This window comes from Enterobacter sp. QK-SA4, from assembly GCF_056856775.1.
In genome coordinates this window covers 3802089-3817400 of record NZ_JBXFXH010000007.1, presented here as the reverse complement: position 1 = coordinate 3817400, position 15312 = coordinate 3802089, and the positions used below count along the sequence as shown (strand labels likewise).

Genomic DNA, 15312 nt, shown 5'->3' with positions numbered 1-15312 from the left:
GCCAGAGGTTCACATCATGTCGGTACCTAACCAGACGCCCTACATAATCTATAACGCCAACGGTCTGACGACCGTTTTTCCTTTCGAGTTCTATATCATCAACGCCGGCGACATAACCGTCACAATCAACGGAGAACCGGTAACCAGCGGGTACACCGCATCCGGGGCAGGGAATGTCGGCGGTGGTGATATTATTTTCCTGACGCCGCCTGCAGCCGGTTCTGTTGTGATGCTGGAACGTGTGGTCCCAACCTATCGGCTGACAGATTATCAGGACAACGGTGACCTGCTGGCTGATACCGTGAATAAGGACTTTGATCGCCTGTGGATGGCTATTCAGCGCTATGGTATTCATCTGGGGCTTGCTTTGAAACGTCCTCTGTTCGGCGGTCCGTTCGATGCAGAAGGCTACAGGATTTCAAATCTGGCAGACCCCGTTAATGATCAAGACGCAGCGACAAAAAAATATGTTGAGAGCGTATCTCTTGCAAGAACATTAAGAGTCCCAGAAAACACAGTGCAAGCGGTGCCGTCGGTATCGATGAGAGCTAATAAGCTACTGGCTTTCAATGCCGCTGGAGATCCTATTGCAGTTTCACCCGCATCAGGTTCAGCATCAGACGTTCTGATTGAACTTGCAAAACCAACTGGTGCCGGTCTAAGCGGAACGACATCAGGCGGCACTGTTCAGTCTGACCTCGACAAGCTTAATAAACAAAACGATGCCTTTGCCTACATTGAAGATTATGCGAACCTCGTTGTGTCTGACGACTGGTCAGATGCGATTCAGGCAGCTCTAGACACTGGTAAGGATGTGGTAGGGGAAAAAGACAAGATTTACAAGGTGTCTAAAGTTTTGAAATCGAAGGGGCAGCAGCTACTTGGAGGGTTCAAATTAAACGTTACAAGGTATTCACTAGGGGTAACCGTTGCCAGCTCCACAGTTAAAGAAAATCCCGATACAAGAATAATGATGTGCTACGTAAGCTCAGCTTACGACATGGCAGAAATGCTTTATATAAAGTCATTAGGTTTCAATATTGTACATCATTATTTGGGTTTTGCTGATTCAGTTGATAGCGCTGGAAGCACGGCTCAGATGTTAGACAATGCTCATAGTGCTGGTTTAAAAGTATCCATTGGGACAGAGCAGGACCCTTTAGCAAAATCTGATTTGCCGGCTTTCATTGCAAGCATAGACAGTCACCCAGCAGTATATATGTACGCTGTTTATGACGAACCTGGTGCAAGAGGTATCAGCGTTGCCGATCAAGACGCTAAAATAAACGTTCTTCGTGGGGTTACCAATAAGACTTTACAGATGGTATGCCAACTCCCTCCCGGTGGACCATTTACCCAATGGTACTCAACAAACTATGATTTAGCCTTCGTAGATTCTTATTCAACGGCAACAAACGGCAACCTACAACAAAGGATTGCCCAAGACCTAAATAAAATGCGCCTTGATTTCGGCGTTATATCAGAGATGACTGGTGTAAAAAGAACAATCCCTTGCATAGGTGCTTTTTTATTCAACGGATCAAATATCTCTGGTGACATAGACCAAGTTGTTGGAGGGTGTAAGGTTTTTGGTACGGCTGGTAACGGAGAGTTTGCCGCCTTCGTTTGGGACGGGGAGGCTGACCCAGGAATAACTGACAGAATACGGACAAATTCACGCCTTCAGAAACTGGTTAGTGACCTGTCAAGCAAGATCTACAACAAAAACCTACAAACAAAGACGTATCTTTTTGGAGGGACATCCAGCAGCACTAAATGGCCATTGGATAGCTTACTTAAAGATATGGTGCCCACAGACCCTTCTTCAGATAATCCTGTTATAACGAAGAATGCATGGCCAACGCGCGTTGCTACAGGTGGTGGCGACAGCGATCACTCAACCACTCAAACAGGAGTGGAGTCTAGCGGAATAGCATTTAAAAATACGGATGCTGTACTCTGCTTAACCCAAAAATACTCAAAGGGTTGTTCAGGATGGGTTGAAATTAACCAGATTAATGGCGGTAGTAGCTTGGTTGGTAATATGTTTTTAAGCGCAACAGATGAGGGTTACAATATAACGGACATTGTAAACAATGTGGTAAATGGTTCTTCAGTTTTCAGGTTTGGATTTAACCCTGCTGATTATAATGCGTCCGGAAAAATGGCTGCTATTCACTTTGTGTTCCCCGCAGGCTCGGTGTTGAAATATCGGAATTTTTTAAGGGGAGCTATCGTTTATTCTGACTGGTGATTGATATCAAGCCGTCAATCATCTTGGCGGCTTGATATAATTTTTTTACCTCATTTTGAATCTATTCAAAAAAGAAATTAATGAGGTTGTTATAAGTAACACTGCCATATCAAAGCTGAAGTTCATGCCGAAAAGATGCTTGTCCATATCCCGATAACCTTCGCCAATGAAGGAGATATAGAATTGTGAAATACCTAATGAACAGCATAGGAACAATAGCCCTGAAATTTTATCACTCCTGAATGCCAGGCTAAATGCTAAAGCAAGAACAAGTAAAAAGAATCTTACATTTTTATATAATGCATCTTTTAAGTTAGTTATTTTTGCGTAAAATCCATCGTTGTTTATTATCAATGGCATGGCTTTGTAAACGTGGAAATAGTTCTCTGTTAACTGAGTTTTTACACCGTCATCAAAGGGTAGCTTTAACAGCATAGATGGATGTTTTAATATTTCTTCTATCGTTTCCTTGAAGGTTGCGTCTTTGTGTTTATTAAAACACTCTTCGCCAATTGATGTTGATACAACACCTGATTTCAAATCAAAACGGTTACCCCAGGAATCAATGCCTACGCAATTTTTATCGGCACCTTCAGGAAGTTCTATTCCGTTCATTCTTTCATATTCATAAACGCCGAAATATACTGAGTGATATTTGTTGTATGCAACAGTCGATGTTGTAAACATCATGCAAAGCAAAGAAAGAGCCAAAGAAATTGCGACTAAAGGTATTTTTAAAAGCATACCTTTACGGTCGTATATTAAGTAATAACAAAATAAAATCGCTGGGAAGTAGAAAAACTGACCTTTTGAGCAGGCTATTATTGTAACGCTAAGAAATGTTGTTAAATATGCTTCGGTTGTTCTTTTGTTTACAGTCAAAAGAAGTAGTGGAAGGAAAATTAAAAGCACCTGTTCCTGATAAAAAGACCCAAAGAATGCAAGGTTAGATGATGAAATTATTGGTGTCATGCAAAAAAGATATGATATAAATAAAATCCTTTTATCTTCTAACTCTGAAACTTTAAAGAACAGCGAAGAGACGATTAATACATAGAAAAATTTTAAAATAGATGAGTAGAGAGGAATGGAAAATGTATTGCTGAACAGATGAATAAATGATGCGTACGCGTATACAATCAGGCTGTACGAACTTTTGTACTCATAAGAGTTTAACGGGCTGAAAATCTCTTTTAATGGGTAATAGAATGGGAGGTTGTTACTAAAAGTCGGTATGCTTTCAATGAAAGGAAATACAGACCGGTAATAATCACCAGTGTTCATCATGATCAATGATGCAGATGTAAAAGAAACCAACAATGCTAACACTACCGCAACTAATGATTTGGTTGTTAAAAACTTCATTTGATTCCCTTCTTCAATAAATATCTCGGTCTATCTTTAGTTTCAACATATATTCGCCCAATGTATTCCCCCAACACTCCGATACCAATAAGCTGAATTCCACCAATGAATAGTATGGAAACGAGAAGGGAAGGATAGCCTCTGACAGCATTACCAAATGCAAGTGTGTCAATAATCATCCATGCTCCATAAAGGAACGCAACTCCCGCAACGAGAAGGCCGATATAAGTCCAAATACGTAGTGGGAACGTAGAGAAGCTGGTTATTCCTTCGAGTGCCAAATTCCACAACTTCCATCCGTTGAATTTAGTGCTACCAGCAACACGCTCAGCGCGTGCATATTCGACGACATCGGTACGGCCGCCAACCCAGCTAAGCACACCTTTCATGAAAAGGTTACGCTCTGGTAAGAGCTTGATATTTTCCACCATTTCACGAGACATCAGACGGAAGTCTCCAACGTTCTCCTCAATTTGCGGATTGCTTATTTTATTATGTAATTTATAGAACCATTCAGCGGTCTTTCGCTTTAGTCGACCATCAGTAGAGCGATCAGAGCGCTTAGCCAGCACCATATCTGCCCCTGCCTGCCACTTTTCTATTAGGTGCGGAATCACCTCTATTGGATCCTGCAAGTCAACGTCAATCGGGATAATCGCTTCACCGGTAGCGTGATCAAGTCCAGCAAACAGAGCGGGTTCTTTGCCAAAGTTTCTTGTGAATGACAGAGGAACAACAAGCGGATCGGCAACAGCAATCGCGTTAATAATTGATTCTGTCGCGTCTTTGCTGCCGTCATTGATGAAGACTATCTCGACTTCATGCTGCTTAAGCTCTTCAAATTCCCGAACCGTTTTATAAAAAATAGGTATGGCGTCTTCTTCATTGAAGACGGGAACGACCAGAGAAATTTTCATTTCGCATCCCTAAAGACAATGAACTTTGAATAGATAAATCCGCACACCAAGCTGATTGCGGAGAACAAGATTAACGTGATGATAGGGGCCATACCTGATTTATCAGCACACCAACCAACAGCAGCACTCAGCGAACCCATAAAGCCCACATAAAGCATGTAGCGCATAGTTGTAGTTGACGATTTAAAAGTGAATCTGGCATTAGCGAAGAAGCTGAATGACACTGCCACGACAAACCCTGCGAAGTTACCAAGAGCTTGCCCAGTGTGTAACCCATAGATACAAACAGCGAACACAATCCAATGAATGGCAGTGTTTATAACCCCGATTGATGTGTACTTTGCAAATAGCTTTAACATTATAAGAATCAGTGAATTCTGAAAGGTTTGAAGTTTAGCACTTGTTGTTAACCTAATCGACCTCCTTTATATGGTCGGGATTCCGACCGCTATCTCGCCATACCCTCATGCCACTAAACACATTCCCCCCGGGGGTAAGGCATGAGGATGAATCCACAAAATAACTGGCTGTCCTGGGTAGGCAATGGGCTAACTACTGTTGCTGCATATCTGGGTATTACCACTCTTGATTTAACCTACCTTGTCCTGGCCGTGCTCGGTTTTCTTCTTTCGCTTCTTGGCTGGCTTGATCGCCGCTCGAAAATCAAGGCGGATCGTCATGCCAACGCCGAACGCCTTGCTCTCGACAGGCAGCGTACCCGCGCGGTTATCGAGTTCCTGAGCAAGTCCGATTCACATAACCTCGAACAGGCCGACGAAGTTGTCGCGAAAGTACAGCGGGTGATGACTGAAACGGAGATTCAACCATGAAGCGCGCTACAAAACTAAGCGCTGCCGTTCTCGGTCTTGTGCTGGCCGGTGCACCTGCGTCGGTCATTCTCGACCAGTTCCTGAATGAGAAAGAGGGAAACAGCCTTACCGCGTACAAAGACGGCGGCGGCATCTGGACGATCTGCCGTGGTGCCACGATGGTGGATGGTAAACCGGTGGTGCAGGGCATGAAGCTTACACAGGCGAAATGTGACCAGGTAAACGCCATTGAACGCAATAAGGCGCTTGCGTGGGTAGACCGCAATATTAAGGTGCCGCTGACCGAACCGCAGAAAGCCGGTATTGCTTCGTTCTGCCCGTACAACATCGGCCCGGGTAAATGTTTCCCCTCGACGTTCTACAAGCGTATCAATGCTGGTGACCGGAAAGGGGCATGTGAAGCTATCCGCTGGTGGATTAAAGACGGTGGCCGTGATTGCCGTCTGACCAAAGGCCAGAAGAATGGTTGCTATGGTCAGGTTGAGCGCCGTGATCAGGAGAGCGCGTTAGCGTGCTGGGGGATGGATCAGTGACGATAAAAGCAAAGCTGTTAGCGCTGGCCGCTCTGCTGGCGCTGTTGATTGGTACATATTATGCCGGTTACCTGAAAGGCTGGTATGCGCACAGCGAGCGTGTTAACAGCGAGCATACAGCAAGGAACAAAAAGGCGGAGAAAGTCGTTGCTACTAGTGAGCAGAAAGCGGCAACGGCCAGCGCAGAAGGAAAAGTGGTTTACCGGACCATTTATCGCGACGTGGTGAAATATGTCAACGACCCGAATCATATTAAGTGCGATTTTGACGATCACGCTGTGCAGCTGCGGCAGCGAGCAATCGACGCGGCCAACAATATCCCAGGATTTGATGAGCCCGCCGTGCAAGGCAAGTAACGCCGGACGGGATAGCGACGAAGACCTGCAGGCGGATTCCCAGACAACGGAATGTATGCGGGAACTCCGGACGAATATCTATCGCTGGCAGGCATGGTACAGGGCAACGGAATAGCCCGTTTTGTTCCTCAATTGGGAGCGAAATCAAAACGGGTATCATTTTGGGTATCTCTCTAGATTGTAAATGTAAAACACAATAAATACAGGTGGTTACATGCTGTGTTTTACTCCTATTATCGGCACCATTTCAAACTCTTCCCAAGTCTACCGAAATCAACTAAAAGCCTGTATACTAAGGTTTCTGGCCCGTATCTTATCTCCTGTCATCAACTGGACTCAACCGAAATCAAGTCGCAGTTGGGGGCATAAGTGGGGGCATTCTGTGTTCGGTCCAGGGAGATGCCCCCAATGAAGCTTAATGCGCGACAGGTAGACGCTGCTAAACCCAGAGAGAAAGCCTATAAGCTGGCAGATGGTGCTGGTTTGTATCTTGAGGTTGTTCCCTCTGGTTCCAGATACTGGCGGATGAAGTATCGCTTCAATGGAAAAGAGAAACGTATGGCTTTTGGTGTCTATCCAACAGTGTCCCTTGCGCAAGCGAGAGCACTACGTGATGAAGCCAAAAAAAAGCTGGCCGAGGGCATCGATCCGTCTTTCGCCAAAAAAGAAGAAAAGCTGGTTCGCGATGTGCAGCTCAACAACACATTTCAGGCTGTGGCGCTTGAATGGCACGGAACGAAGGTGAGCCGGTGGTCAGAAGGTTATGCCTCCGACATTATCGAAGCTTTCAATAAAGATATTTTTCCCTATATCGGCCAGCAGCCGGTGAATGAAATCAAACCGCTGGTTCTGCTGAATGTGCTGCGTCGAATGGAAAGCCGTGGCGCGACAGAGAAGGCCAAGAAGGTTCGCCAGCGCTGCAGTGAAGTCTTTCGTTACGCCATCGTTACCGGTCGTGCGGAATACAATCCTGCAGCGGATCTAACCAGCGCAATGTCAGGGCATGAATCGAAGCATTATCCCTTCCTTACTGTTGAGGAGTTACCAGACTTCTTTAAAGCTCTCGCAGGCTATACAGGAAGCCCGTTAGTTGTTCTTGCCGCTCGTCTGCTTATCCTTACGGGAGTTCGTACCGGCGAGCTTCGAGGTGCTTTCTGGAGTGAGTTTGATCTTGAGAAAGCCGTGTGGGAAATTCCTGCCGAACGAATGAAGATGAAGCGGCCTCACCTTGTCCCCCTTTCTACCCAAGCGCTGGAAATCGTACAGCAGCTCAAAGGGATGACTGGGCAATATCCACTGATATTCCCAGGGCGAAATGATCCCCGCAAAACGATGAGCGAAGCGAGTATAAATCAGGTGTTCAAGCGGATTGGATATACAGGAAAGGTCACGGGACATGGCTTCCGTCACACCATGAGTACCATTTTGCATGAGCAGGGATTTAACTCGGCGTGGATTGAAACGCAACTTGCACACGTCGATAAGAATGCGATCCGTGGTACTTACAACCATGCGCAATATCTGGAAGGAAGAAGGGAAATGATGCAGTGGTATGGGGATTTTATTGATGAGCTAAGGATGAGAGAAGCTGTAGTGAATATGCGTGTTGCGGGGTAAATACAACAATGCATTAGCCATCTAGATTTATAGATGGCTATTGTTTAGTGTGTTTTTTTGTCTGCGAAGTAATTTGCTTTAGATTCTGCTCTTTGATTCGGGTTCAAGTGGTCAAAACAACGGTAGCATCAGTCCAAAGGCCTTCAAACTATAGGGCAGATTTGTCTACGGGCTCGGGGGCACTCCATATCTTGGGAAGGAGCGTCCATCACTTTGCCACCGCATCGGCACTGATATGCGGGAATAAATCACCTGTCAGCCGATAGCCAATTTTTCATACTCCTCCAACAAAGGGCTCATGACGGCTCCAGTGGCCGTCATGAGCGAGAAGCAGCTGTCACATCCATCAATTCAGTAAGCGAATCAAACGTCGGACGCAGTGAAATACCCAGCTCGATTATCCTGGAGTAAATCGAACCGTTTGAATAGTGATCCTGCCCAGCAACGGTGGACACAGCCTTACGCGAGGCTTTGTTCCTCAAATTGCACCGGACTTAGCCCGTAGTTGGGTACACAGGGGACAAATACATGGTGCTGAATGTCTTCTGATGTACGATTGACGTATATCGTCAAAACCCTTACCGTTGTGGTAATAGCCTGTCCATTTTGAGTCGTAATATAACCGCAGCAGCCCATCATCCAGGTGAAATTCTCGCCTAACGGCTTGAGGCTGTTGATGTGTTACCGACTGAGCTAGCGCGCCAACTTGATGCCCCAGCCCATAGGATCACTAAGATTATCAGCGGCAAACGCGAGATTACTAGTAACTCAGCACTACGGCTTGCTCATTGGTTCAGCGATTCTCCGCAGTTCTGGATGCACTTGTAGGCACAGTACGATTTGGAGCTTGTCGAAGCTGAGTTAGGAATAGCTATTAGATCGCTCCCTCCTGGCCCAATTGTTTAAGGTTACAAGATTAATAAACATATGAAGCCTGAACAGGGAAGCTTAATGATGGAGGGGAACAAATCCTTTGCTTACATTAATGAGTGTATTTGGAGGGGAAGTAGCGCATGACTGATACATCCTCAGACATCGTATTCCACTATCCACCGGAGCTGTTCCACCTCTTGGTGGATGTTGTGCCGTTGCTCAACCGCTCTAAACAAGATGTGCTGGTGTTTTTCCGCGGCGCAGGAGTACCTGACAGCATAACTTCTGATATTGCCTTTCACTTGAGGACTGCACCAAAGAATATCAACAAGTACCAGATGGTTCGCACGGTGCTTGAACGCCTCAACGCGAAGGGGGAACACACTCTCCGTGAACGGCGAGAGGTTCTGCGGCGTGTGGTGGACTTTGCGAACTTCGATTCGTGCTGGCCCGCTGACCAACTCAAGGCCAAGGGCCTTGTCGCCAGTATCCGCGAAGTCGTCAACCAAAAAGACGCTTTCACGCGCATGAACAATGCCCGAGAAGAAGAACGGCAAGCCCGACGCGCTGAATTACAGAGGATCGCAGCAGAAAAACGCGATCGCACTGAGAGAATCGAGTGTGCCAAACAGGGTTTATATACATTGTTTGGCACTACTGCGACGGCGCAGGAACGCGGAAAATTGCTGGAGACGGCTCTCAACAACCTTTTTCAAGCCTACGGTGTTCTCATTCGTAAATCCTTCCATTTAGTTGGTGAGGCGGGTGAAGGGATCGTCGAGCAGATTGATGGGATCATTGAACTCGGTGGGGTTCTGTATTTCGTTGAAATGAAGTGGTATCGCAATCCGGTGGGTAAGCCTGAGATTTCAGAGCATCTTGTGAGGCTCATGTCGCGTGCCGAGGTTCGAGGCATCTTCATTTCTGCCAGTGACTACACAGAACCTGCTATTCATACGGTACGTGAATTTCTTCAGCACAAAGTTCTAGTCCTCTCGACGCTTCAGGAGATCATCCGTCTGCTTGAGCGACAAGACGACCTTTCGGAATTCTTCACAAAGAAAGTCCAGGCTGCGCAGATACACAAAAATCCGTACTTCTGCCCACACGATAGCCAAGGAAAAGGTGCGTTATGACGGCGAGTTGGATGGACATCAATAAGCCGCAGAGCCCAGCGACCGTTGTTACGGCCGCTCAGGTGGCGAACGGCCCCATTATGCCGCCGCAGCAAAGGCTACTGTGACCTGCCCCCCGTTGATTAGTACACCCCGATGTTAGTAATGTCTTCATAAGCCACATGAGGACATCCCCATGAAGAAGCGTTTTTCCGACGAACAGATCATCAGTATTCTCCGCGAAGCCGAAGCTGGGGTACCCGCCCGTGAACTCTGCCGCAAGCATGCCATTTCCGATGCCACGTTTTACACCTGGCGTAAGAAGTATGGCGGTATGGAGGTGCCTGAAGTTAAGCGCCTGAAGTCGCTTGAGGAAGAGAACGCCAGACTCAAGAAGCTGCTTGCCGAAGCCATGCTGGATAAAGAGGCGCTTCAGGTGGCTCTTGGGCGAAAGTACTGACGACAGACCAGAAGCGGGAAGCCGTGATGTTGATGTGTGATGCGACCGGTCTGTCGCAACGTCGTGCCTGCAGGCTTACAGGTTTATCCCTGTCGACTTGCCGCTATGAGGCTCACCGTCCGGCTGCTGATGCGCATTTATCAGGGCGCATCACTGAGCTGGCACTGGAGCGCAGGCGTTTTGGCTACCGTCGTATTTGGCAGTTGCTGCGCCGTGAAGGGCTTCATGTTAATCATAAGCGCGTGTACCGGCTTTATCACCTCAGTGGCCTGGGCGTAAAACGCAGAAGACGTCGTAAAGGGCTGGCAACAGAACGTCTGCCGCTGCTCCGTCCGGCGGCGCCCAATCTGACCTGGTCGATGGATTTCGTCATGGACGCACTTTCCACCGGTCGCAGGATCAAGTGTCTTACCTGCGTCGATGATTTCACAAAGGAATGCCTGACGGTCACTGTTGCCTTTGGGATTTCAGGCGTTCAGGTCACGCGTATTCTGGACAGCATTGCACTGTTTCGAGGCTATCCGGCGACGATAAGAACTGACCAGGGGCCGGAGTTCACTTGCCGTGCACTGGATCAATGGGCCTTTGAGCATGGTGTTGAGTTGCGCTTAATCCAGCCGGGCAAGCCAACGCAGAACGGATTTATTGAGAGCTTTAACGGACGATTTCGCGATGAATGTTTGAATGAGCACTGGTTCAGCGATATCGTTCATGCCAGGAAAATTATTAATGACTGGCGGCAGGATTATAACGAATGCCGCCCGCACTCCACGCTGAATTATCAGACACCGTCTGAATTTGCAGCGGGCTGGAGAAAGGGTCATTCTGAGAATGAAGATTCCGACGTTACTAACTGAGTGTTGTATCTAATCGTGGGGGCAGGTCAACTGACTTACTCACCAGACGAGTGGGAGGGATTCGTCGAGGAATGGGCTTATTACTGTCTCAAGGCGAAGTACAAACACGTCCAGCGTTTCTCTGGGGCTGGCGATATGGGTATCGATGTCGCCGGGTTCGTTGGCGATGAACGCCTTCAGGGGGTGTGGGACAACTTCCAATGCAAGCACTACGGCAATGCCATCAGGCCTAGCGATGTTTGGGTTGAGTTTGGCAAGATCATCTGGTACTCGTACAAAGGTGAATACACGGCACCTCGTCGCTACTACTTTGTTTCGCCACGAGGCGCTGGTACGTCACTTAGCCGCCTATTTTCGAACGCCACAAAGTTGCGTGAGGAATTGTATGCAAACTGGGATAAGCATGTGAAAGATGCGATCACTAGCACACAAGAAGTGTCGCTCGACGTGAAGCTCCGTGCCTATATAGACTCATTCGATTTTACCATCTTCGACGCCAAGACTGCACTTCAGCTTATTGACGCTCACAGAGCCACGCCGGTTCACACAGCGCGCTTTGGTGGTGGACTGCCAACGCGGCCTGCATCCGAAAAGCCGCCCCAAGAAGTTGCCGCCACTGAGAGCCGCTATGTGACCCAGTTGTTCGGCGCATACAGCGAGCACACAGGAACAATAGTGACTGACCCTTCGGCCTTGTCCGTGCCGAAACTCAAGGATCATTTCCGCCGCCAGCGCGAGGCGTTCTACGAGGCTGAGTCGCTGCGGGTCTTCGCACGTGATAGTGTCCCGCCAGGCACATTCGAATCTTTGTTGGATGACATCCATGATGGCGTTATTGACACACATGACGGGAACCATGCCGACGGCTACGAAAAGGTCTGCGCTGTCACCAAGGCCGCCCGCGACATGCAGATTACAGCAAACGCCCTCATAATTTGTACGAACCCCAAGGATAGAGACGGAATCTGCCACCAACTTGTGAATGAGGAGCGTCTTCGGTGGACACGATCATGAGCCAAGTACATAAAACAATTACCTTCAATAGCCCACTTGAGGCTGGTATCCGTGCAGTCTCGATTCTAGGTGCAGCCTACCCGCAAGCCTATGATCTCCAGCGGCTTGTGGCCCTTGACTACCTTCTTGTTCATACAGGTGATATTAACGGACCAGACAATTTGCACCCACCGACACCAATGCCCTCTGCTGAATTGCTCGTGCGCCGCAAATTGGTTGAGCAATCACTGTTTCTGATGATGACCCGCGACCTCGTGGAGCGCGAAGTCACATCTGAGGGAATCAAGTACGGTGCAGGCGAAAATGCTGCAACGTTCCTGTCATTAGTATCTTCCAACTATTTGCTTTCCCTGAAGGAACGTGCTGTATGGCTTGTCGAAACCACTGGTGATCTGACGGATGAACAGTTCAAAAGCATGATGCGCCGTTTCTTCGATAAATGGGTCGAACAGTTCCATGGGACTGAGCAGAGCTTGGGAGGTGAGCTATGACGGCAGTAACTCCCGGCTTACGCTTACGCTTTCTCGGTTTTTTTGGGCCAGAAAAGCCACCCGCAACAGTGACCTTCGGTGCTGGCCTCAATGTTATTTACGGCGCATCGAACACTGGAAAATCTTTCATTGTCGAAGCCATCGACTTCATGTTCGGTGGAAAGCCCCCCCTGCGCGACATCCCTGAGCGTGTTGGCTACGACCTTGTTCTCTTGGGGCTTGAAACCCTTGATGGGGAGTTATTTACTCTCTGGCGCAGTATAGATGGTGGTGGTTTTCGGCTCTACGAAGACTTGCACCAGACGCCACCAACTACTGAAATTCCGTATACGCAGCTTGACGAAAAACACAGCGATAAGAACAGTACGAACCTTTCATCATTCTTGCTGGATCTATGTGGCCTTAGTGGCAAGCGTGTGCGCAAAAACTCCCGGAACGAAACCATTAGCTTGAGCTTTCGCAACATTGCGCGTTTGATGATCGTCGATGAGACGGAGATCACACAACAAAGTTCTCCACTCATCGATGGTAACCCCACCGCCAACACGCCGAACTTGGCTACATTCAAGTTACTTCTAACTGGTGCAGACGACTCCGCATTGGTCGCCACCACTAATAAGAGTGGGCCGGAAGAATTATCGCGCGAGGCACAATTGCGTCTTCTCGCCCAGCTTCTTGACGACTATCGAGAGCGACTCAAGGAGTTGACAAAGAGTCCGGAGGAACTGGAGGAGCAACTTGAGAAGATTGATTTCTCACTTCGTCAACAGGCGGTCCAGGTTAACACCACTGAAGATGAGTTTCAGAAGGCTGCTGGGAAGCGGCGAGAATTGCGCAAGAAACTGGAAGCAAGCCGAGAGGGACGAGCAGAGGTAAGTACGATGCTTGAGCGATTCAGGCTGCTCGACAGACACTACTTGTCCGATATTGAAAGGCTACGTGCTATTGAAGAAGGTGGGACGCTGTTTAGCCTACTAAGTGCCGAGCATTGTCCTCTTTGTGGAGCCGACCCCGATCACCATCGCGCTGATGCTGGGTGTAATGGAGATACTGATGCTGTCGTTCAGGCTGCACGAATGGAGATTGCCAAGATCGAAGTTTTACGCGCAGAACTTGTAGCTACCGTCCAAAGCCTTGAGCGCGAAGGTGCCAGCTTTGATCGCAGAATACCTACTGTTGTTCAAGAGCTGGAGTCAATCTCAGAGTCAGTTGAAGAATTGCTCGCACCCAAGCTCTCGACCCTTCGCAAGTCCTATTCAGACTTTGCCGACAAGCGGGCCCAGGTGCGCGAAGCGCTGGCACTATACGCCACTGTGCAAGACATGGAACGCCGTCGCGCTGCTCTTGAAAAGGGTACTGAAGACGAGAAGGCTGGGGTGGCTGCTAACGCAGATCTATCAACCTCTGTATCCCATAGTTTTGCTAAGACTGTTGAAGGCATACTGACTGGTTGGCACTTCCCTGAGGCTGGGGATGTGTACTTCGATTCCAAGACACGGGACCTTGTCATTGCTGGAAAACCGCGTAGTGCTTTTGGTAAGGGCCTTCGTGCGATTACGCATGCAGCTTTCACCCTCGGGCTGCTTGCTTTCTGCCGTGCGCGTCACACACCACACACGGGATTCGTTGTGCTCGATTCTCCCTTGCTAGCATATAGAGAGCCAGATGGAACGGAATATGATTTAACCGGTACTGACCTTCAAGATCAGTTCTACGCGTATCTTGAGGCACTGCCTAGGGACACACAAGTCATCGTTATTGAGAACACCGACCCGCCTGATGCAATCATGAAGCGTGAGCAATCTCTTATGTTTGGCAAGAACCCGCACCATGGCCGGTACGGTCTTTTCCCATTTATAGCGGATCCTGAGCAATAAATGGACTGAGTCCATGACCGTGGACATGTCCTATCCTCACGACTAGGCCAGTTCGAAGGCCTCCGGCCTGATGCCACCAAGATGGCTGTGGCGTCAGGCCCGATTGTAGAACATTTCAACGTTATCAAAGATATTCGAGTCATTTAAATATTATTACCATGGGTGCTCACCATGCTAGATAGCTGATACTTACAACCCCTGTATCATGGTCGGTAACGAAGATTTCCTATAGTGACAACGACCGACCTGCTTTCTGTCCATCTCTGAAATCGGCCGATGAATCAGTTCCCAGCCTGTATCATTCTGTGTAACAACCACCGGTGTATGGCAGGAGCCACAGACCAGGGGTCTTGCATGCAGGAAAGTGAGTTCATCAACAGCCACCCACTCTCCGTCGGCAGTAATCACATGCTCTGTTGCTCTGAATTTGATAACTATCTTCACCGCTCTCCAGGTACAGAAGGGAATGAGTTACGGCCACCAGGGAGATCAACAGGGCAGGTATCGCCCCTGACGGTTCGGCAGAGCCTACCAGCTCTGCCGTTTTACTAAATCGGGCTAAAATCCCGACCTGTCGGGACGCCTGTAAGGTATATGAGCAGACGAGTAATGTTGGAGGATACCAGAGCCTCGTCAGCAGACCTGTGTTCAGCTTCTTACTGATCCGGATGTCCGCTTTTGGCACAGAGCAGACAACCTACCTGAGTTGAAGGTCCGCTATGAGCGACAAGCAGACGTTCGTATTTGAGTCGC

Annotated in this window: 12 protein-coding genes and 3 pseudogenes; 12 read left to right on the top strand and 3 right to left on the bottom strand. The window is 48.3% G+C overall.

From position 1 onward, the window contains the following. Window positions 1-16 precede the first annotated feature (16 nt). Window positions 17-2254 (top strand): hypothetical protein, encoded by a 2238-nt coding sequence (locus tag AC1VYI_RS20050; RefSeq protein ID WP_482882507.1) that lies wholly within the window; start codon window positions 17-19, stop codon window positions 2252-2254. A 45-nt stretch (window positions 2255-2299) separates the two neighbouring features. On the opposite strand, the gene AC1VYI_RS20045 is transcribed toward AC1VYI_RS20050, so the two are convergent. Genes AC1VYI_RS20045 through AC1VYI_RS20035 form a run of 3 tightly spaced genes read right to left on the bottom strand, consistent with a single transcriptional unit; the run spans window position 2300 to window position 4895 of the window. Continuing rightward, window positions 2300-3619, bottom strand: coding sequence for a hypothetical protein (locus AC1VYI_RS20045; RefSeq protein ID WP_482882505.1), 1320 nt, complete (start codon window positions 3617-3619; stop codon window positions 2300-2302). After that, window positions 3616-4536 (bottom strand): glycosyltransferase family 2 protein, encoded by a 921-nt coding sequence (locus AC1VYI_RS20040; RefSeq protein ID WP_482882501.1) that lies wholly within the window; start codon window positions 4534-4536, stop codon window positions 3616-3618. Before AC1VYI_RS20040 ends, AC1VYI_RS20045 begins: the two co-directional genes overlap by 4 nt. Continuing rightward, window positions 4533-4895 (bottom strand): GtrA family protein, encoded by a 363-nt coding sequence (locus AC1VYI_RS20035; RefSeq protein ID WP_258756253.1) that lies wholly within the window; start codon window positions 4893-4895, stop codon window positions 4533-4535. The genes AC1VYI_RS20040 and AC1VYI_RS20035 overlap by 4 nt, the downstream gene beginning before the upstream one ends. 147 nt (window positions 4896-5042) lie before the next feature. Between AC1VYI_RS20035 and AC1VYI_RS20030 the strand changes: the two genes are divergently transcribed. From AC1VYI_RS20030 to AC1VYI_RS19980, 11 genes and pseudogenes are all read left to right on the top strand, one after another. Continuing rightward, window positions 5043-5366, top strand: a complete 324-nt coding sequence (locus AC1VYI_RS20030) for a hypothetical protein (RefSeq protein WP_181593388.1) — start codon at window positions 5043-5045, stop codon at window positions 5364-5366. Next, window positions 5363-5899, top strand: a complete 537-nt coding sequence (locus AC1VYI_RS20025; protein ID WP_482882498.1) for a lysozyme — start codon at window positions 5363-5365, stop codon at window positions 5897-5899. The genes AC1VYI_RS20030 and AC1VYI_RS20025 overlap by 4 nt, the downstream gene beginning before the upstream one ends. Further along, window positions 5896-6255 carry a hypothetical protein gene (locus AC1VYI_RS20020; RefSeq protein ID WP_482882497.1) on the top strand — a complete coding sequence of 120 codons (360 nt, stop codon included), beginning with the start codon at window positions 5896-5898 and terminating at the stop codon, window positions 6253-6255. Before AC1VYI_RS20025 ends, AC1VYI_RS20020 begins: the two co-directional genes overlap by 4 nt. Before the next feature lie 408 nt (window positions 6256-6663). Then, window positions 6664-7872 carry a tyrosine-type recombinase/integrase gene (locus AC1VYI_RS20015; RefSeq protein ID WP_050870275.1) on the top strand — a complete coding sequence of 403 codons (1209 nt, stop codon included), beginning with the start codon at window positions 6664-6666 and terminating at the stop codon, window positions 7870-7872. Between the two features lie 675 nt (window positions 7873-8547). Beyond that, window positions 8548-8700, top strand: a pseudogene (locus tag AC1VYI_RS20010) (helix-turn-helix transcriptional regulator); the annotation flags it as partial. A gap of 185 nt (window positions 8701-8885) precedes the next feature. Further along, window positions 8886-9881, top strand: a complete 996-nt coding sequence (locus AC1VYI_RS20005; protein ID WP_050870277.1) for a restriction endonuclease — start codon at window positions 8886-8888, stop codon at window positions 9879-9881. Continuing rightward, window positions 9878-9985, top strand: a pseudogene (locus AC1VYI_RS20000) (hypothetical protein); the annotation flags it as partial. The gene AC1VYI_RS20005 and the pseudogene AC1VYI_RS20000, both read left to right, overlap by 4 nt. A 71-nt stretch (window positions 9986-10056) precedes the next feature. Next, a protein-coding gene (locus AC1VYI_RS19995; RefSeq protein ID WP_087451024.1) for an IS3-like element ISSen4 family transposase occupies window positions 10057-11177 on the top strand; the annotation gives its coding sequence in 2 pieces (ribosomal slippage) (window positions 10057-10315 and window positions 10315-11177; 1122 coding nt in all). Between the two features lie 30 nt (window positions 11178-11207). After that, a pseudogene (locus AC1VYI_RS19990) lies at window positions 11208-12191 on the top strand (ABC-three component system protein); the annotation flags it as partial. Then, complete coding sequence (locus AC1VYI_RS19985) at window positions 12188-12682, top strand: ABC-three component system middle component 2 (RefSeq protein ID WP_050870452.1); 495 nt, start codon at window positions 12188-12190, stop codon at window positions 12680-12682. The pseudogene AC1VYI_RS19990 and the gene AC1VYI_RS19985, both read left to right, overlap by 4 nt. Then, window positions 12679-14559 carry an AAA family ATPase gene (locus AC1VYI_RS19980; RefSeq protein ID WP_050870280.1) on the top strand — a complete coding sequence of 627 codons (1881 nt, stop codon included), beginning with the start codon at window positions 12679-12681 and terminating at the stop codon, window positions 14557-14559. The genes AC1VYI_RS19985 and AC1VYI_RS19980 overlap by 4 nt, the downstream gene beginning before the upstream one ends. The last annotated feature ends 753 nt before the right edge of the window (window positions 14560-15312 follow it).